Genomic DNA, 26347 nt, shown 5'->3' on the forward strand with positions numbered 1-26347 from the left:
TTCCACTGGAAGCGGCTCAATCGAGAGGGTTGCGGCTCTGGCGATCCTCATTGCCGGTGCCGGTCACCGGCTCGTCGATGATCTCCTGGTCCGGGGTTGACGGCGGTCCGATCAGCGAGGTCGGCGGAACCTGCCATTGATCCTCGTTGCCGGTGCCGGTCACCGGCTCGTCTATCACCGGTTGGAACGGATATCCGAGGAGCCGAATCAGCGAGGCCAGGCGGACCAGCGGCGGCCGTCCAAGGCCTTCGGATTCCTCATCTTCTTCCTTCTCGTCGACCAACTCGCGAACAATGTCCTGGACGACAGGCGTTTCGCTGAACTCGAGGCTGCAGCCGGCTCCACCGATGAGGCAGCCATTGATGGTCGATCCGCGAGCGAACTCGCCGTCGACTTCAACCCGGCCGACCAGATCGCGCCCGGTGACGAAGACTCCTGCGCTACCCTCCTGGCGGCCATTGACGATGATCTCCACCGGCCCGTTTCCAGTGCCGAGCAGGGTGATTCCAGCCGGTCCGGCAGTGATTCCCCGACGATCCCCGGTCTGGCTCGAAGCGCCGCTATTCTGCACCCAAATTCGATCGGAGGCCGCGAGAGTCACGCCGTTGGCCCGGATATAGCCGGCGTCATTTGCCGGTCCGTCATTCTGCCCGAGTCGAAAATCTCGGTTCGCCGTCGTGGTTGCGGTCCTTGCCTGGTCCGCGGCGGCGCGGCTGGCGACGACGATCGAATCGGCTTCGATCCTGAGTTCGCCCGCAAGAGCGCTGCCGTTGGTCACCGAAATGTCGGCCGCTCCGGCGTCAGCGAAGAATTCGTTTGCTGCGACGAAGCTGAGCACATTGTCGCTCGTCGCATCGTTCAAGGCGACGGTCCCGGCAATCTCGATATTGTTGGCGCTCTCGATGGTGAGTTGCTGAGTGACACTGGCATTCTGTCCCTGGCCACCGCGGGCAGCGAAATCCTCGACCCGCAAAGTCCCGCCCTGGATGTCGCTCCGGAAGCTGATGTTGCGCGCTGCAAAGGCACCAAACTCGCCATTGTCGAGCCGATAGCCGCTACCGCCCGGATTCCCGCCCAGGACGACGGTGCCTCCATTCGCCCCAGTCGCGACGATGCCGATCCGGCTGGTCCCGCTGAGGGATCCGATCCGCGCGGGCGAGGCGATGGCGAGGTCCTGCGAGGCCAGATCGATCTGCTGCCCGGAGATGCTGCCGGTGACGGTCAGAACAGCGCCAGAGCTGGCGGCGACATTGCCGGTGGCGATGACGTTCTGGATGGAGAGATTGCCGCCGCTGCTGAGCGCGGCATTCCCCCCGGTGGCGTTGACGAAGGCCAAGCTGAGCGGTCCCGTTGCATTGAGCGTTACCGACCGGCCTACGGCCTCGATCGGCCCGCCCGCTGCCAGGTCGGTGGACACGAGAATGTCGCCGATGGAGTTCAGCCGGATCGACCCTCCTGCCGCGAGCCGGGTTGAATCGATGCCGCCATCTGCCTCGAGATCGAGGTCGCTCCCAGCGCTCAGGCGGTCGGCGCTCAATATGCGTCCGCCGGAGGATACCAGTTCGATCCGGTCGGCGGCATTGCCATTGTCCAGCCGGATATCGCCCGAAGCCTGAACCTGGATGTTGCTGCCCGACTCGCCGGCCGCCTGAGCGACGGACTTGAGCTCCAGCGCCTCGCCCTCGCTGGAGTCGTCCTCGCCGAGGCCGGTCGTGACGACTGTGTCGCCGGTGAAGGCGCCGCTTGCGGTCGCGATGAAATCGTCACCCGCCTCGGCAAAGCCGACACTGATGTCGGCGCCGCTCTCGAGCAGGATGTCCCGTCCGGCAGTGCCGCTGGTAAGCGCGATCCCGGCCGCCGTCACGACAAGGTCGCTCGCGACGTCGAGATTCCCGAGTGTCGCCGACCCGCCGGCGCTGACGATCATGGACTCTCCGGCCGAAGCGTTCTCAATCGTCGTATCGGCGCCCGACGAGGCAAGGACGAAGCCGTTGGCGTTCAGTGATCCAGCCGTGAGCTGATTGCCGGCAGAAAGGTTCATGTCGCTTCCGGACTGCGCGCTTCCGATCGTCGCGTCGCCATCCAGTGCCGTAGCGAAAAGGCCGCCGCCGGCGCTCAGTGCCTCGGCGCTGATATTACCGGCGTCCGTAAACAGGTAGATCTCACCGGTGGAGGTCGCGGTCCGAACGTCGACGCCGGTCGCTGCAAACAGGTCGATCAATGCCCCGGCCACGAGATCACGGGCCGTTGCAGTCCCCCCGGAGTCGATAAGTATCGAGTTGGACGCCCGAGCGTCGTTGATCGCGACATCGCCGAGCGCCACGACCTGAACCCCATCGCCCGCGCGGAGCAGGCCGTCGCTACGAACGACGCCGTCGGACGAAAGCTCGAGCCGGTCGGCGGCAGTGCCATTGTCGAGCCGTGCATCGCCGGAAGCCGCGATCACGATGTTGCTGCCGGCCGGACCGCCAAAGGCCGCCGGCCCCTTGCCGTTGGCCAGGAGTTCGCTGCTCGAGCTGTCGTCTTCACCAAGGCCGGTTGTGACGATCGTGGTTCCACTGAAGGAGCCGCCCGAATCGGCGAGAAAATCGTCGCCAGCCTCAGCGAAAGTCACATCGATGTTGCCGCTGCTCGTCAGACCGACATCCCGTCCCGCTCGGCCTTCGGCCAGCGAGATCGCCACGGCGTTGACGTCGATGTCGACGGCCGCTTCCAGAGTGCCGAGACTGGCCGTGCCATCGGCCTGAACGACGATCGAGCCACCACTGGTCGCCCCGTCGATGATCGTGTTGCCGCCAGAGCGGGCGAACACTTCATCGGCTGCCACGAGGTTGCCGACATCAATGTCGCCATTGGCGACAAGGTTGAGAATCCCGCCTGCGTCGGCGCTGGCAAGGACGATATTGTCCGAGGAATCGAGAAGGATGCTTCTTTCACTGTTGAAACTGTTGCCGCTGATCGAGCCATTCGTCGTGGTCAAAGCGAGGCTGTTGACGACGGCGACGTCATTGAGAGCGAAATCGAGTGCCGCACTGGCAACCAGTCCGGTGGCGGAAAGCGTGCCTGAGCTCAGAATGCTGCCGTCCGAAGAGACCAGGTCGATCAGGTCCGCTGCGGTTCCGGTGTCGAGCCGAAGGTCACCGCCGGAGCGAACGACGATGTTCGAGCCATCGCTGCCATAGCCGGCCTCGGTATCTTCTGCGAGGCCGGTCGCGGCGATGTCGGTGCCGGTGAAAGTGCCGGCGGCTGTTGCCCGGAAATCGTCGCCGGCCTCGGCCGTGCCGACGACAATGTCACCGTCGCTGTCGAGCGTGATGTCGACGCTCGCCGAAATCTCCCCAAGCGTGATGCCGCCTGTGGAGTTCAGGACAACGTCACCCTCGCTGGCGAAACTGTTGCCGCTGATCGAGCCGTTGGTCGCGGTCAGAGCCAGGCTGTCGACGACGGTGACGTTGCTGAGCGCGAAATCGAGGGCGGCACTGGCAACCAGTCCGGTTGCGGAAAGCGTGCCCGAGCTCAGAATGCTGCCGTCCGAAGAGACCAGATCGATCAGGTCCGCCGCGGTCCCGTCGTCGAGCCGGAGGTCGCCGCCGGAGCGTACGACGATGTTCGACCCATCGCCGCCATAGCCGGCCTCGGTATCTTCTCCGAGGCCGGTCGCGGCGATGTCGGTGCCGGTGAAGGTGCCGACGGCATTTGCCCGGAAATCGTCGCCAGCCTCGGCTGTGCCAACGACGATGTCACCATCGCTGTCGAGCGTGATATCGTCCCCGGCCGAAGCTTCGTCGACAGTGATTCCATTCGCACTGACGCTGATACCCGACTCGGATTGGACTGCCCCCAGTTCGGCGGCACCCGAACCCGAAATGAAGATCGAGGCACCGGTCGCCGAGTCGATGGCGATGTCGCCGAACCCGCTGACGGCGACGAGCGTGCCCCCGGAGGACAGGTTACGAGCGGTGACTTCCTCGCCGTCGATGAACATGAAAGTGCCGGCGTCCGCGTCATTGATCGCGACCGCTTCATTGGCGCTGAGGAACAAATCCGACCCGGCCCGCAGCAGCCCGACACTGACGATCCGGCCCTCCGAAGAGTCAAGATCGATCCGGTCGGCGGCATCGGCATTGTCCAGGTCGATATCTTCTCCCGCGGCGACGAGGATGTTGCTGCCCGCCGGGCCACCGGCGGCCGGCGGCCCGTCTTTGAGCAAAGCAAGCCCGTCCCCGCCGATGTCATCCTCGCCAAGACCGGTGGTGATGATGGTGCCGCCGGTGAATCCGCCTCCGACGGTGGCAAGGAAATCGTCGCCGGCCTCGGCGAAGGCGACGCTTGCGTCACCGTCGGCGAAGAGCGACACGTCGCGGCCGGCGACGGCAGACTGAATGCCGATCGACTGGGCACTGGCATAGATGTCCCGAGTCGCAGTCACTCGCCCGACATCCACGGTTTCGGCGATAAGATCGACATCGCCGTCAGTAGCCGCGATGAGGCTGTCCGGATTCCCGGAGATCGAGTCGGTGGCCAGCAGCGAGACCGTGCCCCCGGCAAGGGTTCTCGCGCCGGTCGCAGGCGCGGCATGGGTCAGAATGATGTTCCGACCGGCGTCGATCGAGACGAAGCCCGAGCCCTCGAGCCCGCCGCTCCCTTCGGCGCTGATCGCCGCATCGCCGCTCACCGAGATGAACGCGCTTCCGGTTCTGACCGGGCCCGCCGTGCTTCGAAGCTCGAAAGCTGGCCCGTCCTCCGAAGGCGAGCCGACCGCCGAAACGTCCAGGCTCGCAAATTCCAGACCGCCCGCGACGGTACCCAGATCCTCGATCAGAACTCGTCCTGAGCCACCGCCGAAGTCGGGCTCGCCGAACTCGTTCAGGCCCTGGGATTCGATGATTGCGGCACCGAGCGAAGCGTTGCCGGAGACCCCATTGGCGTCGGCCACGAGGATGCGGCTGAGTCCGCCGGAGGCGGCCCCGACACTCCCCTGAGCGCCACCCGAGCCGAGATCGTCGCCACCAGCCCCGCCCGCACCTCCGGTGCCGTTGCTCTGAATGCGGGTGTCGGGTGCACTGACGCTTCCGCCCTGGACATTCAGAAAAGCGGTGCCGCCACGGCCATTGCCGCCGTTACCGCCGGCGCCGCCGACTCCACTATCGTTGGAAGCCAAACCCCCATCTCCGCCACGACCGCCTCGGCCATTGGCGATGAGCTCGAGCCCGGCCTCACCCGTTGCGGTGAGTATCCCACCGGTGGTGCGAACCTCGAAGATTCCGCCGGTGCCGTCCCCGCCGGCTCCGCCGGCGCCGCCATCCTGACTCAGCGCATTGCCGAAATTCAGGCTGCCGTAGCCGCCCTCACCGCCCTGACCGCTGACATCGATGAAGGAATCGAGCAAGTCGAGCGCTCCACCGGAGCCGATCTCCACCAGGACGTTTCCGCCGAGCCCCGCGCCGCCCGCGCCAGCGACCCCCGGCCCGTCACCTTCTGCGGTATCCGCATCGCCGCCGAGGCCGCCCGTCCCGGTAGCGTAGATGGCAAGTCCGCCAAGCTCCGGAGATCCCGACGCCACTGCCAGCGTGACGCTTCCTCCTTGGCCGGTTCCGCCGGCCCCGCCATTCACGCCGAAACCGCCTTCACCACCGGTGCCGCGAACATCGACGGTCAGCGGAAGGATTGCTGCATCGGTCTGACCGATAGTCACGGTGACATTGCCGCCGGTGCCGTCATAACCGCGCCCGCCGTCAGCGGCGCCGAAAAAGCCGGTTTCTCCGTCGCCGCCCGCACCTCGAGCGGCAGCGAGGAGCTCGACCCCGGTGACACTTCCGCCCTGAATGGTGACGTTTACATCGCCGCCGCTACCGTCGGCGCTCGGACCATAATCCTCGGAGAAGCCAGCGAAGCCGCCATCGGCAAGCACTTCGATACCCTCTCCCGATGAGATGTCGCCGCCCACTCCACCCACGGCGATCGCCTCGAAGGTCGCAGTGCCGCCGAAAGAATCGCCGTCCGACCCGTAGCCAACCTCGCTTCCACCATAACCGCCGGCGTTGAGGCGAACGCTCGATGCGGCCGAGATGGAGCCGCCGATCGAGGACAATCGCACCTCTCCGCCACGGCCGATGCCGCCGCTGTCGCCGCTTCCGCCGACACCGATCGCCGACACCTCTATGCCGCCGCCGACGTCGATCGCTCCGCCCTCGGCTTCGATGGTCGCCGACCCGGCAGTGCCGTTGCCGCCCAGAACGATTCCGAAGCCGGCCGTGGCGTCCGCTGAAACGGTCAGTTCGTCGCCAATGCTGATCGAGCTGCCGTTGCGCGCGATCACGGCTGCGCTTCCGCCCTGGGCATTGATGCCATTGTCGGAGTCGCCGGAATCGAACACCAGCGCATCCGCCGACACGGAGGCGCCTCCGACGATCGTGATCGTGCTGTCCGCCCCGGCCTCGAGAGTGGCGCTGCCCGCGCTGCCGGCAGCGCCGTCGGCGCCAAGGAACAGGTCGCCGGCGATCGACGCGCTGCCGCCGGAGGTGGTTCGAAGCGCGGCCTCGGCAGCCGCCTGAAGGCTGAGCGAGCTGGCGAACTGAAGCGAGCCGCCCTCGGCCACGGCGCTTCCCGTCGCCTGCCCGACCAACTCCGCATTGGCGGCGATGTCGCCGATCCGGACGTCGGCCGCGGCCGCCGTCGAGGTGGCCCGCGAACCGATGGTCGAGCCGCCGACATTGTAGCCGGCCGAAAGGATGATCCGGCCGCCCGACAGGGAGGCCGAACTGGCCTGCTCGTAGCCGAGATTGCCGGTCACCAGCATGGTGACCGCATTGTTCTTGGGAACGGCGACCATGACGACCTGGCGAGGCTCGCTGCCATAGCCCGACTCCGGCTCGTCGGTGATCGTGGTGCCGCTATGTTCGAGAGTCGTCCCTCCCGGCTGGTCGGCGTCCGAGCCGATCCCGACATTGATGTCGAACAAGGTGCCGTTGATCGTGAGATCGACCTGCTCGGCAGCGACATAGGCGGCGGAGCCGTTGACCTGAACCGTTCCGGCCTGGCGCACGCGCGGAGCGATCAGGGCAACATAGGCATCGCTCCCACCGGCGCTGATCCGGCCCTGATTGACGACGCTTGCCGTGCTTCCGGGCGCCGCGCTGAATCGGAAAGTACCGTCGCCAATGTCGATCGGGTCGTTGGCGGTAAGCAGCAGGCTGCCGACGTCGAACACGGCGGTGGAGCCGACGAGGATGCCGCCCGGGGCGTAGAACCAGATCCGTCCGCCGGTCTGGCCGTCAATCTGGCTTAGAACGGTGCCGTAGAAGTCGACGCGAGGCGTGGAGGTGGGGTTGGTCGCGATGATCCGGTTGATGACGAGATAGTCGCCAACGCCGTCGCCGTTGGTGAAGGTCGCAGTGTTCCCTTCCGGCAGAAAATTGTAGGTCGCGCCCGTCGACGTGATCCGCCATTCGACTGTCGTCCGTGGTGCGTTGACGGTGATCGTTTCCGTCCCGGCCGGACCGCTCGTGTCGCGGGTAACGTTGCCCGACACAATGCTCCCCTGGAAGGCCTGGGCACGGGCCGATTGCGGCTGGAGCGAGACGGCCGCGAGCGCCGCCCAGGCGCAGGTGGACAGCAGGAAGCTTGAACGCCCGGGACGATGGGCGCTTCCGTCATGCTGCATCAGGCGGGGCATAAACCGATCCTTCCTTAGCGGCGGGTCCAGGGCAGAAGTCTGGTCGTGAGCGAAACGAGGATCCGCGGGTCCGGCCGCTCGTCGAGCAGACCGATCCGGGTCAGCGGCACGGCCAGAGCGACGTCGATCCGGGCTCGATCGCCATAAGCGGCGCGAACGCCGCCGCCGATCGAATGAAGCTCTTCCGATCCCCGCAGGCCGTCGTCATTGTTCCACAGCCAGACGGCGTCGTAGAAAATGAACGGCTGCAAGGCGAAGCCATCCAGGGTGCGCGGGTAGATGTTGCCGAACCTGAACTCCGCCTGGAATCCAGCTCCGCTGTCGCCGACCAGCGAACCGGGGTCGTAGCCGCGCCCGATCGTGTAGTTGCCCGCCGAGAATTCCTCGAACGCGAGCAGGGCGTCGGGGCTGTACTGGATGCGCGGCGAAAGGCTGAACGCCACCTTCGGCACGGGCCGGAATTCGAGCAGGCCCGAGGCGCGGAACACGGTCCCTTCGGCAGTTCCGGGCACACGGCTCGGCTGCACGGGACAGGCGGCACAGAACTCCGTCGCTCCGAGCACGTCGAGACCCTGCCGCATCTCGACGCTTCCCGCCACGCGCCAGCGCGGCACGAGTCCGGTATAGCCGGGGCGGCGGCCGAGGCTGGCCTGGTCGACGGCGTCGAAATCGGCCCGGGCGAAAATGATCCGCAACTGATCCCGGTTCGTCAGCGTCTCCAGCAGGTCGATCTCCTGATCGATCGCCTCGAACCCGGCGGTGCCGAAGAGGTTGGCCGACTGGGTTCGGAGGAACGGATAGGTCAGGTCAACGCCCGCGATCATCGTTCGAGCACGAATTCCGAGATCGGGATCCGTTTCCGGCCGGCTCCAGGCATAAGTGAAGCGGCCGCCGAGCCTGAGCCCGTCATAACCCAGTGCGAAATCGTGCGACAGCTGCAGCACCTGCTGCTCCTCGAAATCCGCCGTGGTGTAGCCGCTGACCACCGTCCGGTCGCCGAGGCCGGTGAGGCCGTTGAACTGCGCGCGAAGAAGGCCGCCCCAGCGGCCAACGCTCTGCGACCCGTAATTCTGCACGTTGAGGTCGACCTCGACCGGAGTGTGGACGACCGTCACTTCGCCGATCACCTCGCCAACCGCCGTTCCGGCAGGCCGAAGCGTCAGGCGAACGTCGTAGCCGGGAAGATCGCGCAGCAGCAGCAGGTGGCGCTCGGCCTCAATCTCGTTGAACACCGGCATGTCCTGGATGCCGCGCAAGATTCCGGCGATCATTCCTTCGGAGCGGCCGACATCGCCGCGGACCTGAACGGCGACCACGCGCGCCATCAGCACGTCCAGTCTGACCACTCCGTTCTCGATCTCCTGCGGCGGGACCTGCACAGCGGCCAGATAGCCGCGCTCGCGCAGAATGGTGGCGGCGCGGTCGCGTATTTCGCAGATCGTCGCGAGCGGCACCGTTCGCCCAGCAAATTCCGACCAGGCCGGCCGCAGTTCGTCAGACGTCACTGCCCGAAGCTCGTTGAACACCACGTCGGACAGAGTGAAAGTGAGAGCGCCATATTCCGGCGCCGCAAGCGGACAGGGGGCCCGCTCGACTTCACCCTCGATCGTGACTCGCCGCGGCTGCGGCCGGGTCGACTGAACGGGGATCCGCTCCAGCTCCTCCCGCGTGGGAACCGGGACGTTGGGCGTCTGCTGCGCCAGCACCGGCGCTTCCAGCACCAGCATCGAAGCCGCTGCGAGCAGCATGCACTTCATCACCACTTTCACCCCCCCGGCTTTCATCAGCGCGTCCTCAGCACGGGACGGCTGCCGTCGCCGATCACGGCGAAGCCGGCCCAGTAATAAGGATGCGACGTTTCTGCGCGGTCCATGAGCTCGATCTGGGCCTGCCTGAGCGCCGCCGCTGTCGAGGTTCCGGCCGGCGATGAGAACAGGCCGCCGATCAATCGCTCGGTCGCGTTGAAATCGTCGGGCGCCGGCCAATGGCTGGCGACGATCGAACGGCCGCCTGCGCCGATGAAGGCGCGCACCAGTCCGTCGAGAGCGAAGTCGCCGCCGGTCGACAGACCGGCCGCCCGGGTCGCCTCGCTCGTTGCTGCCGCCGCCGTGTCGCAGGCCGAGAGAATGACGAGATCGGCGTCGAGCCGAAGGTCGAAAATCTCCCGGAAGCTGAGCAGCCCGTCGGACTGGCCGGCCGCCGCCGGATTGGCCGGGAACGAGGTGAGCAGAGCCGGTTCGGCCGGACAATCGGGTCGCGGCCCGGTGACCAGCCCATGCGTCGCGAAATGCAAGATGCGATATTGGGACAGGTCCTGCCGCCGCTTGAGGGCGACGTCCGAAAATTCGTCCTCGACCAGCAGTTCCGAGCCCTCCGCGCCGATCACGGAGCGAGCGGTGAACAGTTCGCGCGCCGAAATCGGCCGGTTCCATGCCGCCGCCGGCCAGGAACAATCATTGGCGCCGCCCTCGATCCCCCTGAACGCGGCGATCTGCGTCACCCGTGCCGGGTTGAGCGGCGTGTTCTGGCCGGCGCCGAAATATTCCTTCGGAGCGTTGGACGGCGGAGCGGAGCGCATGTCGCGGAAGGCCCGTGCCGAAACGGCGGTCGAGATGTCGTGGGTCCGCCCCAGCCATGCAATGCCTCGGAAATCGAAGTCGTCGACGACGTTCATGGAGGCGTTCCGCGGCGCCGGATCCTCTGTCACCAGCAGGTTCGGCGGCAGCTGAAGCATCGCTCCGGCGGGCTCGAAGATCAGATGCCGGGCCGAGCCAAAGCGAGGCGCGACCGGCCCGAACAGGTCGACGTAGAGACGGCGAGCACTAGCCACGTCAAAAGGATAGGTCAGAACCTGGTCGTTTCGAACCGTGTAGAGCGTACTCCGGATCGTCCGAACAGCCTCATCAAGTTCCGGCGCGGAAAGATCCGACCGGTGGACGATCGCCGATTCCGGTGTGATCACCATGGCATAGATGGCTTCGCCCACCTGCGACATCTTCACATAGGCTTCGGCCGGACGCAGCGTCGACTGGAGGTCCTGCAGAGTCAGCGCCTGAGTCGACAGCGCCCGGTAGCGGGGGAAGTCGGCCAGCTTGGCCTGAGTTGCCGACTGCTCGCGCTCGAGCGTTTCGAGCTCCTGACGGAGCAGTTGCGCAGCCTCGCGCTGTGCTGGGGCCGCCTCACCGTCCGCGGTGACTCGGGCGAGATTGATCCGCGCCTGCTCGACCTGGCGGGAAAGATTGACCGCCTGACGGAACAGCCGAGCGGCTTCGTCCTCGCCGGCGCTCAACTCACGCGCGAGCACCGCCTGAGTGCTGGCCACACCCGGCCGGGCCAGGGTCTCGGCCGCAAGGAAGAAGTCCGCCGCCAACTCGGGCCGCCGGACGACTTCGCGTGCCAAGAGATCGAAATAAGGGGCGAGAATGTCGCTTGAAAGACCGCTTCCGAGCACCCCCTCGGAAGCCCTCCCGACGATTCCCCGGTAAAGATCGATGGCTTCATCGTTCCGGCCGCGGCGGGCGAAATAGGCCGCCAGGCGCGCGGAAGCCGAGGCAGTGGCAATGGAGCCGGGATATTCGATGGCAAGGACTTCAACCGCCTCGCGCAACAGGCGGTCCGCCTGCTCGTGATCATTTCGCGCCTCGGCGATCAGCGCCAGTTCGCTCAGCCCCTGCGAGCGCAGGCGCGCGATCGACGTGACCCGGCCGCCGCGGATGCTGAGCAGATCGGCAAGCGCGGCGGATATATGGGTTTCGGCCTGCTCCGGGCGCCCTTGGGCCCGGTCGATGGTTCCACGAAGGAGCAGCGCCTGGTCGTCGAGAATGGCGGATCGCTCTTCGGGCGTCAGTGGTGCCACGCGTCCGGTCAGCTGCTGCGCCAGCGGGTCCGCGCTGTTGATGGCTTCAGCCGCCTCCGGAGTGATCGCCGCCCGAGCGAGGGCTCCGCCGCTCAGCGTCGAAGAGCCCTGGAGCGGTCGTTCGAGGAGGGCCTGCGCCTCGTCGAACCTGCGCTGATTCATCAGATGAAGCGCTCGGAAGTTGCGCCGCAACCGGAGCTGAACCGGATCGGAGGTCGGCAGGGCCTCGGCCTGCGCGAACAGGACATCGGCCTCGTCATAGGCACCGAGATTGGAGCGCTGAAGCGCGCGGTTGATCAGGAACTCGCCGAGCTCGCGCCGGCTTTGATCCGAGCTGCTACGCTGAAGCAATGCTTCGAAGAATTCGGCCGCCTCGGCATAATTGCCGCTATTATTGCGGCGATAGCCTTCCTGTAGCGCCTGCGCGGCATCGAGACTGCCCGCCTGGACGCGGGCAAAGGCGACCGGATCGCCGACGCCGGTAGACGCTATCTCCACTTCGCCCGGAACTATCCGGTCGGCAACGATGGTGCGAAGACCAAGTCGAAGCGCCGAATCGTAGCCCGCAAGACCTTCCGCGACATAGAGGGTGCGGCCGCTTTCATGCGCATAAACCAGGTAACGGACATCAGCCTGGCTGAGCCGGCATTCGGCTCGGCTGACCTCGCTCAACTCCTCCAGCTCGACCGTCGAGGCGGCGCCGTCGCAGTTGGCGAGCTGCGAGCGCAAGCGAGCAAGCCGGCCTTGCGGATCGTCGCCCGATTTCCTCAGCGCATAGATTCGGCCGACGGGCTGGGCGGCGTCGCGGCAGACGATCGCATAGGCGCGATCGAAGATCGTCTCGACGGCCGGATCGATGCCGCTGTTCTGCACCTGGCACTGAGCCACGCCGCCCGTGCCGAGCGGAAAGCTGTTCTGAAGCGAGGGCCGGATCTCCTGGGCACCGAGTTGGGAGGTACCGGAAAGCACCAAAGCCGCGGCAATAATCGCCTGATAGCCTCGCATCGCTCGCCCCCATTCCTGCTGCGCGTCGGCATGACCGGATCGCTTCTATAGGGCCAACCGACTCAGCCTGAAAGCCTACAGCGTTTCGTAAGCGAGTCCACAGGCTTAGCTAGCAATCGGATCAACGAGCTGCGGTCTGCCCCGATTCGAGCCGGCCGGGATTGGCCTCGCGAACCGCGACGAGGAAGGACCGTGGCCGCTTCATCAGTCGCTGCGCGGACGGGATCCGCAGCCCGAGCGCCTGGGCAATCTCGCCCACGAAATGGACGCAGTTTCGGCGATTGAGATTGTAGGACGGTTGCGGCCGGTTGCGCCACCGTTCGACGACCGCCATCACGGCTGCATATTGTCGGTCATTGACCACGAGCGAGAATTGGCGATCGCTGCGCGCAATCTGTCGAGGCCCTTCGACGATGACCTCACCCGCGACCGATCCCAGAAGGATGGCAGGCGTGATCGTCTTTGCGGTGAATCCATAGCTCGTATCCACGCGCTCCCCAGTGCCGTCGAGAGTCCCTCGAAGAGTCACGAAAGCATGGGGAAAATTGTTCCCGCCCAGTTCGCGCGAATAGAAGGCGACCTCGACAGCCGCCAGGGCGGCACCCTGGAAGCCGAAGACGAACAGCCAGAGGAGGAGCAGCCGGCCCGCTGCTCGCCTTGAGCGCAGGATCACCAAGAGGCTAGCGCCGAAGAGCTTTCGGGGACCCCTCACGACCATTCGCCGGCCGATGCTTCGGTCGGCGAGCGATCGCCTCCATTCGCCGCCGACGGAGAAAGGCGAACAATTCGAAAGCTCCGAAAAGGAGAAAAGGCACAGCGCAGATCGCCGCCGCCAGAAGCCATTCTGTCTTCAAACTGATCTTACCCAAATCAACGGCACGAGCCGTCCCACGCCCGAGCCTTTGATAATGGCCTGACGCTTCCGGTCAAGTTTCGCCCGAGCGCTTCAATCGCAATTGAACCCGCGCTTGACCCCGCCTATCTCAAGCGCCCCCCGCCACATGAGACGGCTGTTTCGAGTGCCCGTTCGAGCTCTACTGAACCTGATGTCGCGCCGACCCGCGCCACTCGCTGTCCCGGATGGCCGGCGAATCTATGCCGTGGGCGACATTCATGGCCGGCTCGACCTGCTCGAGGACTTGCTCCAGAAGATCGAAGCGGACGGGGCCGAGCGCGGCACGATGGACACGCTGATCATCTTTCTGGGTGATCTCGTGGATCGCGGACCGGACTCCCGCGGCGTCGTGGAGCGCCTGATCTCGTTCAGCCGCGGACCGGTTGCAGCACGATTTCTGATGGGCAATCATGAGGAAGTTTTCCTTCGCGCCCTCAGGGGAGAACGGGGCGCCATGCGCTTCTTCGTCCGGATCGGCGGTCGCGAAACCATTCTCAGCTACGGGATCAGCGAAGCGGAGTATCGGAGCCTCGATTTCGACGATCTGACTTCGCTGCTTCGGGAGCGCGTGCCTTCCGAGCATGTCGCCTTCCTCTCGTCGTTCGAGGAGTGGATCGAGGTCGGGGACTATCTCTTCGTCCATGCAGGGATCCGGCCCGGAGTGAGTCTCCAGGAGCAATCCGCCTCCGACCTGCGATGGATTCGGGAAGATTTCCTTTCCCACCGCGACAGCTTCGGCAAGCTGGTGATCCACGGGCACACGATCACCGACGATATCGATCTTCGCCCCAACCGGATCGGCATCGACACCGGCGCCTATGCCACGGGTCGTCTCACGGCCATCGGGCTCGAGGGCGACCAGCGCTGGTTCCTGTCCACCTAGTCGGCGTCGGCGGGGTTTCGGTTCGGCAGGAAATCGGGGAACGGCTTTCGCCCCGCGGCACGGGCCAGCCTGATCCTCTCGATTTCGGCCTCGAACATGGCGATGCGCCGGCGCCAGTTCGGATGCGTCGCACTGCCCAGGAAATTGAGGCCGCGACGGCCGAAACGTGACCAGAAGCGGACGGCCGCACCCGGATCGTAGCCGGCCCTTTCGAGCAGATAGATGCTGAGACGATCGGCCTCGATCTCGGTTTCGCGGATCAGACGGGCATTACGGCCAAAATTGCCGAGAAACCCCCGCTCGACATTCGCTTCGTCGAGCCGCGCCCGATGCGCCAGGATATTGTGGGCGAATTCGTGAGCAAGAACGGCGGCCAGTTCGTCGTCGTCGCGAACATAAGTGGCTATCGCCGTCGTCACCTGAACGTAGCGCCCGTCCGCAAGCGCGTTGAGCTTGGTCGACGGGACCAGCTGGAAGCGGCTGGCGCAGCCTTGCTCCGCCTGCAAGGTCAGCGAAAGCGGCTGGCCGTTCCGGTCGATCGCGAGCTCTGCGGTTCCATCGGCGAAGGCGGACTCAACTATGGCGAGGATTCGCTCCATCTGGTCGAAGGAGCGCTCGCGGTCGGGAGCCCCGCGCGGCAGCACAATCCGATCCAGCGCGACAACAACATCATCGAGCCGGAGCCCGGATCGCTCCGCCGGACCATCCGCGGCCAAGGCCAGAACCGCAGGGCCGCGGTCGAGACGAAAGGACCGAATCGCGGCCGGGCGATAGTCCGCGCCATATTGCGAAAGATCGTGAAGGGCGAATCCGGGGAGCCACTGATTCGCTCGGCAAAGGTCGAGATTCGCCGTCGCAAGGCGATGGCCGATCGTGGCGACTCGTCCGTCGAGTTCCCGCATTCCGAGGAGCGACTGCTCCACCGGTCCCTGCGCGGCAGCGGACGGGAAAACGCACCACGACAATGAGGCGCCAATGAAGATGCGAAGAAAGGCACGTCTGATCAAGGGCTTCTCACGCAATTCGTCGAGCCTGGAAGGGCGGTAAGCCTCTCTTAAGGGATTTGGCGGATGAACTGGCAACCATTTTCCGGGCCGCTGGTTTACGGCACCGCGGGTGCAAATGCGCAACACCGCGCATGCCAACAATCGGCCGCGGAAATTGGGGGTTGTCATAGATAGATAGCTGTGGCAGTCGAGCTACGGCCAGCTCAACAGGGAGTTCGATAATGAGTTTGAAGAAGGCATCTTTGGTGGCGATGCTCGCGGCCTCGATGGCCGGCACGCCGGTTCTGGCGCAGTCCGCCAATCCTGCCTCGAGCCTGTCGGTTGCGGCGGCTACTGCCGAGCGCAGCGGCGCTGAAATGGACGAGGCCAGCGCTCTGAACGGCGGCTTCATCATCCCGCTGCTCGCGATCGTGGCAGTCGTGGCCGGTGTTCTCGCCGCGACCAGTGGCGGTGACGGCCCCGACAGCCCCTGATCGGATTGCCACTTGGAACAGAATAGCGGCCTTCGGGCCGCTATTTTTTTGCGTCTCGGTTCCGGACTTTATTTTCGTTTCGAATGCAGTCGTTCAGCGCCTCCGGATCTGCAGGGAATCAAGCCAAGGGTGATGCGCAGGGCGGTCGAGCACTCCGCGCACAGCAATGCGCAACCATTGCACCGGGCAACCCACGGGCACGTCAAACCGGGTTTCGAAGCTCCGACCCTCGTTGCCGGCGGCAGGCATATCGAACCTAAGGAGCAGTGGTTCGCCGCGCCCCGCGCAACTGATCAAGACATAGGGTCGCCCGGCAGGGTCCTCTGGCACTTCGCCGGCTACTCCCGTGAAAACATAGCGGCCCGCCGGGAGCCGGATGAGTTGGCGGGCCAGCTCGCCACCACGACCGGCCTCGGACGTCAGGAAGAGCGCATAGCCACCGTCGGGTCGAGCTCCAGGACCGGGAAGTGCTGCGAGATCCGGCTCGCTTGCTAGCTGCCAATCGATCGGCGGGTACAGAGCCTGCTCTTCGAATTCGCCATCTCTAAGCAGGCCCGGGTTGCGCCCGCTCATACGCCGGTATAGCGCAAAGGCGGCGTCGAAGTCACTGGCAGCCGCCAACCTAGCCATCAAAGACTGGGCCAGGTCATGGAACTGCGGATCACGCCGTGGCGTGACTGTTTGCAAGAGTATGATCGCGACGTTGCGAAGGTTACTACCCTCACTTACTAGGCTCTGAAGAAAAGCAAGCCGCCATGGAGGATCCGTTTTCAGGAGGTCGACAATTTCCTCGACCACATCGTCATCTCGAGTCGCGCCTACCAAGACTGGAAACAACACGCTAGCGGCATCACGTGACGAGCGGAGGGCCATGTCGTAATGGTCGAGGGCACCGGCTATGTTGTTAGCTCGAACGTTTGCCTCGATGAACCAGAGCTGTGTCGGCAAATCGCGCTTGGTAAGCATCAGTGCATAGGATAGCAGCCGATGAGCTGCGGCTTCGTTGCCGCTGGCAGCTTGAGCCACTCCGAGAACGCGGGCGCCTTTAGAAGACAATGGGCTTCGTTTTAGTGACGCCTCGGCAAGGAGAGCGGCACGCGCCCTCGCTGCGGCATCCCCGGTGACTGCTTGCTCGGCCAGCTCAGCAAGCGCCTCGGAATCCGACGAGTTCCAGCGAAGAGCGTGCTCCGGTCTAGAGGAACGGGTGACGCCAACAAAGCTAACGACGAGGACGCCCCAGGTCAGCACGGTGGCTGACAGAACTACTGCCAAGCTCCGAAGCAAAACACTTGGTCGAACGGTCAGAGCCAATGATCTTGCCCCGCTAGGCCCCTTCGGTAGTTGCTTTGGAGCCATAGCTATACTCGTAAGCATAGCTGTAGCCATACCCCGACTGCTTGGCATCGAACTTGGTCACAACAGCTCCGAGCACCCTAGCACGGGCGTTCGCAAGCCGGTTGAGCGCCACTTTAGCAAGCCCCGCCTTGGTGGAGTTGGACTCAAGAACGAAGATGGCACCTTCGACTTGGCTGGCCAGAAGCGGAGCATCGGCAAGTCCCATCACGGGGGGACCATCGATCACTACATGATCGAAGCTATCGCGTAGCTCGCGGAGCAACTCGACCAGTCGGGGACTAGTTAGAAGCTCAGCGGCATTCGGCGGTAGTGGACCGGCTGACATCGCCGCTAATCCCGGAGTTGGCAAAGCGTGGAGGGTCGAACGCCAGTCGTCATGGCCGGCAAGGTAGTTGCTCAGCCCGTGAGCATTCTGGAGATTGAGCAGACGATGAACCGAGGGGTTGCGCATATCTCCGTCAACGAGGAGGACGCGCTTTCCACTTCGAGCCAAAGACTTGGCGAGAGCGTAGGAGCTAGTCGATTTACCCTCTCCCGGCCGTGAGCTTGTCACAACAAGGGCGCTCGGAACGCCGTGATCGGTCGCGAAAGCGAGGCTGGTCTGCACCGACAGATAAGCCTCGGTGAGCGCCGACTTCGGATCCTCCAGTTCGTTAACAGGGTCTACGCCGGAAATCTTCGGTACGGCGCCGAGTAGCGGAATCTGGAGCCTCTCCCTGACCTCGACCGGATCCTTCAGCGCCTCGTCGAGGTGCTCAAGAACAAGCGCTAAAGCCACTCCAAGACCAACACCTGCAACGAGAGCTATGAGAAGATTGACGAGGAGGATCGGGCTCGACGGCCCACCGGGAACCTCCGCGCGGTCGACTATAGCGATATTGTTCACGCCGACACCACCGGCAACGCCAATCTCTTTGTAACGCTGGAGGAGCCCGTCGTAGAGTTGCCGGTTTGTATCCACGTCGCGCTGGAAGATGTTATACTGGATCGATCGGTTACGGAGGTCGAGCATCTCAGATTGGGCCGCGTTGACTCGCGCCCGAAGTGCTGTCTCGCGCGCGGCGCTTGCCTGATATGCGGCCTGAAGGCTGCTGGTTACTCGGCCCACCTCGCGGGTGATCAGATTATCGAGCTCCCGAACTTGCGCCTCCAAGGCTTGGGCAGGCGGATAGCCGGGTTCAAAGTTGACGAGCATGCTGGCGTGCTGCGCCGCAAGCTCCGCCCGACGCGCACGGAGCGAGGCAATCGCCTGGTTCTCTAGGGCCTCGGCAATATTGCCGCCGCCGGAGGTGCGTAGGCGACTTTCGGCCCTGACGCGATCCGCCGTTGCTCGAGCGAGTTCCTGGTTCAAAGCAGCGAGATCCTCAGCTGCAAGGGGCCTTTCAGGGGCGGCGGCGCCCCCTTCTGAAGGCCCGGTCGGCACACTGATGATCCCTTGTCGCGCCGCATAGGCGACCGCCTGTCGCTCGGACTCTTCCAGTCGCTGCCGCAGCTGCTGAAGACGCTGCTCAAGGAAGCTGCGAGCGTAAGATGTTGCCTCGAACCGACGTGCAAGGGTTGCTTGAATAAAGTGAGCACCCCAAGCGTTAGCGATCTGAGCCGAGAGCACCGGATCGGGGCTGGTGAACTTGATCTCGACGAGACGCGAAAATGGCACCGGCGCAATGGCGACATTCTCGAGCAATATCCCGGCTGCGGTGCTAATACGATCCCGCCGCGTTCCGGCCGCCGCGCGGGTTGGACGGCCATTCTGGAACTGATCCTCGTAGGAGGTGATGCCGAATGTTCGGAAAAAAGTCGGGTTGTCGTGGAGGCGCAAATCCTCGGCCACTCTCTCTGCCAGCGAGCGAGCTTTCAGCAAGCCATACTGAGTCTGATAGAACTCCATGTCGACGGCGTTCGGCTCTGGCTCGACGCCGTTGACGGCGACGATATCCAAGCCTTCGCGTTTGATCTCAATGGTGGCGGATGAGCTGTACAGCGGAGTAGTAAGCAAGGTGACGATTAAGCCCACGATCAGTGCTGCCGCAGTAATGCCGAGGATCAGCCACTTCCGCCTGTGCGCGATCTTCAAGTAGCGAGAAAGCACCGGCTCTGTACGTGGCGAGACAATCCCCGGCTCGCCTTCGTATTGGACGAGCGCGGCCGCGCTTGAGCTCTGAGATCCTTCAGGAACAAAAATTCGGTTCATTTCTCAATCAATCACTAAACTATTGACGACTCACCACTGCAACTAGGGGCGTCGTCAGGACACCGGATGCCTGAATCAGATCCCTGAACAGACGCCGCGCGTGCGATTCGCCTACGACGACGACGTCATTGGCGTAAATTTCGGGGTCGGAATAAACGCCTTGGCGGATCTGCCCGAGGTTATACAAAGCTGCCAGCTCACGCCCCTCTGCGCGACGGAACACCACGACGTGACTTTCTCGAGCAAACTCAGTGGTTCCACCAGCCGCTGCGACTGCACGCATCAAAGTCATCCTGCCTCTGACAGGATAGGGACCAGGGCGCGTTACTTGGCCATCCACCGTGACGTTTTGGCTGAACATCTCGACTAGGTTAACAGTAACCTCCGGATTACGAACATAGCGCCCCCTCAACCGATCTTGGATGAGCTGAGCAAGCTCCTGAGGGGTTCGTCCTGCAGCTTCGACTTCTCCGACAAGCGGGTACGCAATGCGGCCGCTGGCGTCCGCTTGAACGGTCTTGCTCAGATCGGGAGCTCCGAACACGTCCACACTCAGCCGATCATAAGGGCCGATCAGGTATGGCTGAACTCCCGCGGTTAAGTCTGAACGAGTCGGTGGCGGAAGCTCTGACGCCGGCACGACTTTCAAATTCTCATTGCCGACCAGCCGCTGCGACGCACAGGCGGCGACCATCAGCGCCATCAGGACGATGAACCAACGCATCGAGCTAACCTCTCGTAATCCGATCAGGCGCGATTTCGCGCTTAGCCGCCAGATACCAACCGGCTACCAGTCACCGTTTAGGCATAGCGTCATTCTTAGTAAAGCACTTAAGGCGCGTCATCGAGGCCTCGCGAATCCATGCTCCGGTCGGACTCTGTCACTGAGCCAGCCGGAACAAAGCGCGAACACAGATGCCATCAATGGCGTCCGCAGCGGGTAATCGACCACACTTGCCAACAGGATGAGCAGGATCACGATCGATCCTGCGCGGGCGCGCCCGGCGGAAGCCGAGCGGCTGTCGGCGCGGAACACCGACACGGTTCGAACGCCCCACCACAGGAGGAACGCGAACAGAACCAAGGCCGCCGGGAGCCCGCCGGTTATCACTAGTTCGAGCGCATCATTGTGCGCGTGATTGAGATAGGTCGGCCGCAAATCCTCGATCTGCTCGTAGGTTCGCCACAGCGGATCGAACGAGCCGAAGCCCGAGCCGGTCGGGAAAAAATCGGCTGCCATTTGGAGATAGGTGCCGACATTTTTCAGCCGCGCCTCAGCCCTTTGGTCGGAGCTAAGCAGCCGCTCCCAAGCCTGCGCCCGGGAGAGCAGAACCGCGGCCAGAACGACAAGCGCAGCGACACCAACGAATAGGTACCTCGCCAGCCGATGGTCGCGCGAGCTCCAGCGTGAGTCGACAAGAAAATCTCGGAAGGCGAGCCAAGTCGCTACCACGGAAACCGAAGCGATGACCAGCCCTGCCCTCGATCCAGCGACCAGGACGGTCGGCACCAGCAGCAAAGCTAGAACAGCGGCCGACCACCACCGCACCTGCGATTGTCTTTGGCTGGGCTGCGTTGCCCATACAGCGAGCAGTGGGAACCCAGCCGCTATGAAGACTGCTTGGTGGTTCCGATTCGCGAAAAAGCCAACGGCAGAATCGAGATTGGTGATTCGGTAGAGATAGAGAGGGCTGTCCGTTCCACCGCTTATCTGGGCAACGCCGAGCACGGCGCTGCCCACCACTCCAATCACGAGTAATGCTGGAAGCATCATCCGTTCGCCAGGCCCCAAAGCCGCGTAGCCAAGTAGAACCGCTGCCGGCACGACCAGTCCCGTCAAGCTGGCGAGGGTAAGATCAGGGGTCAGACTGAGCGGCCCCGCGGGCGGTGCAAGACCGGACTGAACGGCGGCCTCGGAAAAGCGACCGTGACCAGGCAGTGCCGCCCAGGTCTCGGCAGCTAGCGGCACCAACTGGATGAGGTGGGCGAGGATAAGCCCCGCCAACAGCAGCAGCGGGGCACGGATCGACCGCCAGTCAACATCACCGGGAACGAGGAGGATCAGCGCAGTGAGCACCACCGCGGCGGGCTGGAGATAGAGAAGGGACTGAATATCGTTACGACTGCCGCCGCCGCCGACCAGGCAGAGCAGAAGCAGAAACACGAACAATCCGAAGCGCAGCCTAGCGGTTGCTGCCGAGTGTTGGAGCGGGCGCACCGCTGATCTTCCCCATGGCCATGCGTTTTGAACGGGTCAAATCTCGGCAAAAACCGTCGACGTCAAGTGCTAGATACCGCGCCCGTCGGGCGAGCGGCCGTTCAGCGCAGGTTCCGGTCTCGACCGCCACTAGCATGGCGGTCGCGGCTGAGTTGTTCTGCACAGCCGCCGAAGTTACGGAAGTGAAGATGACTCCGCTGATCACCAGGCGATCACTGATCGCAGGCGCGCTCGCCCTGCCGCTGGCGGAGGGATGTGGCGCCCAGTCGCCGCCCACAGCACCTTCGGTGCTCGACACCATTCCGTCACGCCTGCAGGCAGAGATACGCCGCGGCCGCGTCCAGACCGACCTGACCCGCTATTTCGAAGAGGCGCTGAGGGTTCACGACCGGTTGCATGTGCCGGCGGGCCTGTATTCGATGACCAGCCTTCGTATCCCGGCCGGGAAGACCGTGCTGACCGATGGTTTTTCCACCCGCTTCCGACAGCTTCCCACGGCCATGTTTGACGATAGCCTGCTGCTGATCGAAGGCAGCGACGTTACTATCGGCGACTGTTCGATCGAAGGCATCATCCGATTGTTCAGGCCCGGCGGCTCCGAGTTCAACCATGGCCTCCAAGTGCGTGCCCGTCGCGGCGAGCAGCCCGTCCGCAACGTGCGGATCGGAAACATTCGCGGGCGCGACATACGCGGCGATCTCGTTATGATCCATTGCCAAGTGGGAGCGACGCTGGAGGGAGTCAGGCTGGGCAGTGTCCATGGCGAGAACATACTTCGCAACATTGTCGCAGTAGTCGGAGGTCGGAACATCGACATCGACCGGATCGACGGTGGAGCTTGTGGCTACGCCTCGCTCGATCTGGAACCCGAGGGGGCCTATTCGGCACCGGTCGAATCGGTGCGGGTCGGATCGGTGCGTGGCGGTACTTGCGCTCTTCAGGCAGATCCGCGAAGCTACGTTCGCGACGTAAGAATCGGCAGCCTCGATACGGACCCCGCTTACGCCCCCGATTCAAGCCCGCCTTATGTCGACAGAAATGGACGCTCGCTGCACCTGGGCGAAAGCGGGCTGGTACTGCGCAACGCGGCCGGTGTGTTCATCGGCAGCCACCGCGCCCGTGGTCATCGATCCCACGCCGTGAATTCGGTGAACGACCCGGTGCGCCGCTCGACAAGGCCCCGAAGCATTGAGATCGGCCGCATCGACTATGCCGGCATCGGAAGAGACGAGCGCACGTACCTTGCCCTGATCAATGCCGTCGCCCTCGAATCCGTCACCGTTCGCGGCGGAACGGCGGCGACCGCACATGACGGCCAGTCGCTGATACTCGGCAACAGCGAGACCGGCACCACCCGCTGTCGAGTGGAGTCGGTGCAGATCGACGGCCTCGTCGCTCGCCATGTCACCAACAGCGAGTTCGTGGCCATCCACGTAGATACTGTGTCGGCGCGGGGCGCCTTCCAGAACGTGCGCGGCAGCCGAATTGCCCGCGCGAGCATCCGGTCCGGCTATCTCGGCTACAATCTATCAGACACCGTGGTTGAGGATTCAACCATCACCCGGCTTGGCGGCAGTCCCTATTTGCTCGGCGGCCAATCGCGACGGGTGACTTTGCGCGCGGCGACGCTGAACGGCCGTCGGCTGAATTATCGGGTGCTCAGCGCGGCGGAGGAATGATCCGCCGAGCGTGCAACGTCAGGCGAACGACTCATCCGGCGGAGCCAGATCAATCAGCCCGACGCCCACGCCCCCGGCTTATCTGCTCGCGTTCGCGACGAGCAGTTTCTGCCAATGCATGACGCGGGTGCCGGATGATGAACAGATCATAAGCTTCCACTGTGCCCGCTCGACGCGCCGCGTCGAGCTCTTCCTGGATCGCAATGTTGCCGTCCCGAGCGGGCGGCAGCCCGTTTCCAGTCATCTCAGCCTTTCTCAGGCACGCGGAGCCAGTCGACGCGATGAGGATCAGCGGCAGCACCGAGTAACGTTTCATGGCGCATCCTAGAGGTGGAAATCACTGGCCGAAAGGCTGGAGGTGTTGTTCACGAAGATCTCCATGTCAGCGATGCCGTTGCCGTCCAGGTCCGCCTGAACCCGTACCGAACTACCTTCGATTTGGTAGCGGAGCTGTCCGGCGACGTTGCTGAAGGCACTGGTCCCGATGAAGCTGAAGGCGTCATTGGCTTCCGTTTCGGCAATAGCGTCGATCGCACTGAGGTCGATCCGGTCCGTACCTCGCAGAAAATCGGCGATCGTGTCCGCAAAATTGCCGGTTCCGGCGTCGCTGCTCGACCGCCAGGCGAAGGTGTCGGATCCGCCGTTGCCGGTCAGCCGGTTCGCCGCCTGGTTGGCGATGAGCGTGTCGTTGCCGGAACCGCCGATCGCATTCTCGATCAGCGAGCGCGTGTCGCCGTTGAATAACAATGCATTGGCGACGTTGCCGCTCGCCAAATTTCCCGCGCCTAGGTTGGCGAGCTGAACCGGGGAAGTGGTGGTCCATCCCCCCGGCCGTAGATCAATGATTACGGCATTGCTGTAGTTGGACAGGTTGTACGTATCTTTGCCGCCGCCGTCCCAGATGGTCATGAACACCCGGTTGGCACCCGGGATCGCCTGCCCCAGGCCATTGATCGACATCTGGCCGGTCGACGTGTTCCAGCTGTAAGTCGTGTCGCCGGAATTGTGACTGAAATTGGCGCCGTAGATGCGCTGAAGCGCGGCGATATCGAGCATCATCAGCGACTGCGGAAAACCCCACGTCTCATTCGTGTAGCCGCCCCCCGGTCCGGTCGGGGCGCCGCGATAGCTCCGATAGGTCATCACCGTATATTCCAGCGTGTCCCGCTCGAAGCTGATCGCGGGAAGCTCGTGCCCGTGCTTCAGCCCAAGCGCGTGCCCAGTCTCGTGCAGGATGCCCATCCAAGCATAGTTGCCGGACGCCGGATTGGCGAAGCGTCCGCTATTGCCATTGTTGAACCAAGCCGTTCCGCCGAGACCCCCGCCTGGATAATAGGCATAAGCGACATCGGGCTCGCTGCTCAGCGCGTAACGCAGGTTGGCAGGGCCGGGTGGCAAGAGACTGAAGGTCAGATCGGCGACCTGCGATATCAGTTGCAGCTGTTGGGTCACGACCTGCTGCTGGACGGACGTGAATGGTGCGAAATTGTTCTCGGCGGTCGCTTCCGACGTGCCCGCCGGATAATGGCTGGCCAGCGTCGGAAAGCTGTAGGTGATCGAATTGCCGGGCCACCTCGCACCGCTGATCAGCGCCTGGATGTCCTCCTCGAGGAGTTCGGCGGGGCTCGCTTTGGGCCCGATGCTGACGTGCAGGTTATAGGATCCGGACGAATCTCCGGTTCCCGGCCCGTTTTCGAGGCCTGGACCATAGGATTCCACCGAGAAATAATAGGTTCCGCTGGTCGGTGCCCGGAAGGTGGCGAATGAATCCAGCGTCGCTCCGGCGATGTTGGGATGCGGCGCCGAGCCGGAGTCGAGCGGAGCATCATCCACATGTCCGATTTCAGCGCCGCTCGAATCATAGATGCGGATGACGGTATCGAGGCCACCGGTCACCCCGTCGATGTCGAGAATCAGCAGCTCGCCCGCCTGAAGCGTCATCGAGTAGAAGTCGATGTCCGACGCGGGCGCCACCGAGCCTTGTATGGTTACGGTTGGGAAGTCGTCATTGGAGAGGTTGGGATTGGACGACGGAGCGAGAACGCCTCGATTGATCACCTGGGCTTCGAACCGGCTGTTGTTCGAGCCGCTCGTCTCCGCATTGATCGGGGTTGGTCCGGTCCCGTCTTCGGCGACGTCGGTGACGTTGAGCGTGACCGTCTGACTCGCGCCGTTGCCAGATGAATCAGCTGCCATGGCGGTGAACTGATACGACTGCAGAGTTTCATAATCGGCCGGCGTGCGAAGGCGAACAGCACCCAACTGGTCCACGGTGAACCTGTCGGCGTTAAGGCCGCCGATGAAATAGCTGATTGTATCCCCGTCGGGATCGTTGGCCACGATCTGGTAGACGATCGTCGATGTCGGACTGTTCTCCGCCACGCTGGCCGTCGTGGCGGAGGTGATGATCGCCGGGCGGTTTTCCGGACCAGATATCGTGAAGCTGCTCGCGTTCAGAGCGAGCCCGGCGGACAAGGTGGCGAATTGCACCGCCGCGCCCGCGCCATTGCCGTCGGCGTCGTAAAAAAGCGCCCCGGTGGCGGAGTTGTAGATGATGTAATGGTTCGGTTGAGTCGCGGCCGTGCCGGTGGTGAACGAACCTGGGCCGAGAAGGCCGGAGGCAAGAGCCGCGAAGGGTTGGCCGCTTTCTCCCCCAAGCAGAATCCTGTCTTCGCCGACGGTGAAGTCGCCGATTATGTCGACATTCGCTAACCCGAGGGAGGAGGTGAACGCGAACGTGTCGGCACCGCCATTGCCGAACAGGGTGTCGGCACCGCTGCCGCCATCGATGACGTTGCTGCCGGCGTTGCCGTAGATGACGTTGTTGAGATCGTTTCCGGTGAGATCGATGGCGGTGAGCGCAGTGCCATCATAGGCCTGGAGCGCCTCGACCTTGGCGGAGAGGGTGTAGCTGACGCTGGTGATCACGCGATCGAAGCCGCCATTGGCCTGCTCAATGACAATGTCGCCGCTTTGATCGACATAGTAATCGTCATTGCCACCGAAGCCTGTCATCTGGTCGATGCCGCCGCCGCCAAAGATGAAGTTGTCGCCGGCATTGCCGTAGATGATGTTGGCAAGATCGTTGCCGACCAGGCGCAGCGCCGTC

At 63.9% G+C, this 26347-nt stretch carries 14 protein-coding genes; 3 read left to right on the forward strand and 11 right to left on the reverse strand.

The window, feature by feature from the left end; translation table 11 throughout:
- Positions 1 to 16: 16 nt before the first annotated feature.
- The 4 genes from ACRYLT_RS04160 to ACRYLT_RS04175 all read right to left on the reverse strand — a co-directional run bounded on the left by ACRYLT_RS04160 (position 17) and on the right by ACRYLT_RS04175 (position 13209).
- Positions 17 to 7675 (reverse strand): hypothetical protein, encoded by a 7659-nt coding sequence (locus ACRYLT_RS04160; protein ID WP_482662847.1) that lies wholly within the window; start codon positions 7673 to 7675, stop codon positions 17 to 19.
- A gap of 14 nt (positions 7676 to 7689) precedes the next feature.
- Positions 7690 to 9459 (reverse strand): ShlB/FhaC/HecB family hemolysin secretion/activation protein, encoded by a 1770-nt coding sequence (locus ACRYLT_RS04165; protein ID WP_482662848.1) that lies wholly within the window; start codon positions 9457 to 9459, stop codon positions 7690 to 7692.
- Entirely contained in the window at positions 9459 to 12536 is a 3078-nt protein-coding gene (locus ACRYLT_RS04170) for a CHAT domain-containing protein (protein WP_482662849.1), read from the reverse strand. The genes ACRYLT_RS04165 and ACRYLT_RS04170 overlap by 1 nt, the downstream gene beginning before the upstream one ends.
- Positions 12537 to 12657: 121 nt before the next feature.
- A complete protein-coding gene (locus ACRYLT_RS04175) occupies positions 12658 to 13209 on the reverse strand; it encodes a hypothetical protein (RefSeq protein ID WP_482662850.1) in 552 nt (183 codons plus the stop codon).
- Between the two features lie 328 nt (positions 13210 to 13537).
- Here ACRYLT_RS04175 and ACRYLT_RS04180 point away from each other — a divergent pair, with 328 nt between their 5' ends.
- Entirely contained in the window at positions 13538 to 14314 is a 777-nt protein-coding gene (locus ACRYLT_RS04180) for a metallophosphoesterase family protein (RefSeq protein ID WP_482662851.1), read from the forward strand.
- Here the strand turns inward: ACRYLT_RS04180 and ACRYLT_RS04185 are convergent.
- Positions 14311 to 15321 carry a M48 family metallopeptidase gene (locus tag ACRYLT_RS04185; protein ID WP_482662852.1) on the reverse strand — a complete coding sequence of 337 codons (1011 nt, stop codon included), beginning with the start codon at positions 15319 to 15321 and terminating at the stop codon, positions 14311 to 14313. The two genes, ACRYLT_RS04180 and ACRYLT_RS04185, sit on opposite strands and share 4 nt — an antisense overlap.
- 221 nt (positions 15322 to 15542) lie before the next feature.
- Here ACRYLT_RS04185 and ACRYLT_RS04190 point away from each other — a divergent pair, with 221 nt between their 5' ends.
- Positions 15543 to 15794: a hypothetical protein gene (locus ACRYLT_RS04190; RefSeq protein WP_482662853.1), complete on the forward strand. Its 252-nt coding sequence runs from the start codon at positions 15543 to 15545 to the stop codon at positions 15792 to 15794.
- Between the two features lie 93 nt (positions 15795 to 15887).
- Here ACRYLT_RS04190 and ACRYLT_RS04195 read toward each other — a convergent pair whose 3' ends face one another.
- The 4 genes from ACRYLT_RS04195 to ACRYLT_RS04210 all read right to left on the reverse strand — a co-directional run bounded on the left by ACRYLT_RS04195 (position 15888) and on the right by ACRYLT_RS04210 (position 21505).
- Positions 15888 to 17066 (reverse strand): hypothetical protein, encoded by a 1179-nt coding sequence (locus tag ACRYLT_RS04195; RefSeq protein WP_482662854.1) that lies wholly within the window; start codon positions 17064 to 17066, stop codon positions 15888 to 15890.
- Between the two features lie 52 nt (positions 17067 to 17118).
- On the reverse strand, positions 17119 to 19341 hold the full coding sequence (locus ACRYLT_RS04200) for a GumC family protein (protein ID WP_482662855.1): 2223 nt from the start codon (positions 19339 to 19341) through the stop codon (positions 17119 to 17121).
- A gap of 19 nt (positions 19342 to 19360) precedes the next feature.
- Positions 19361 to 20065 (reverse strand): polysaccharide biosynthesis/export family protein, encoded by a 705-nt coding sequence (locus ACRYLT_RS04205; protein WP_482662856.1) that lies wholly within the window; start codon positions 20063 to 20065, stop codon positions 19361 to 19363.
- Between the two features lie 117 nt (positions 20066 to 20182).
- Complete coding sequence (locus ACRYLT_RS04210) at positions 20183 to 21505, reverse strand: O-antigen ligase family protein (RefSeq protein WP_482662857.1); 1323 nt, start codon at positions 21503 to 21505, stop codon at positions 20183 to 20185.
- A gap of 242 nt (positions 21506 to 21747) precedes the next feature.
- On the opposite strand from ACRYLT_RS04210, the gene ACRYLT_RS04215 reads away from it, so the two are divergent.
- Complete coding sequence (locus ACRYLT_RS04215) at positions 21748 to 23238, forward strand: hypothetical protein (protein WP_482662858.1); 1491 nt, start codon at positions 21748 to 21750, stop codon at positions 23236 to 23238.
- Positions 23239 to 23287: 49 nt separating this feature from the next.
- Here the strand turns inward: ACRYLT_RS04215 and ACRYLT_RS04220 are convergent, their stop codons facing one another.
- On the reverse strand, positions 23288 to 23554 hold the full coding sequence (locus ACRYLT_RS04220) for a hypothetical protein (protein ID WP_482662859.1): 267 nt from the start codon (positions 23552 to 23554) through the stop codon (positions 23288 to 23290).
- 8 nt (positions 23555 to 23562) lie between these two features.
- Positions 23563 to 26347, reverse strand: a 2785-nt coding sequence (locus ACRYLT_RS04225; protein ID WP_482662860.1) for a M10 family metallopeptidase C-terminal domain-containing protein, incomplete at its 5' end; no start/stop codon positions are given.

This window comes from Sphingosinicella sp. SM1-17 (assembly GCF_056821765.1).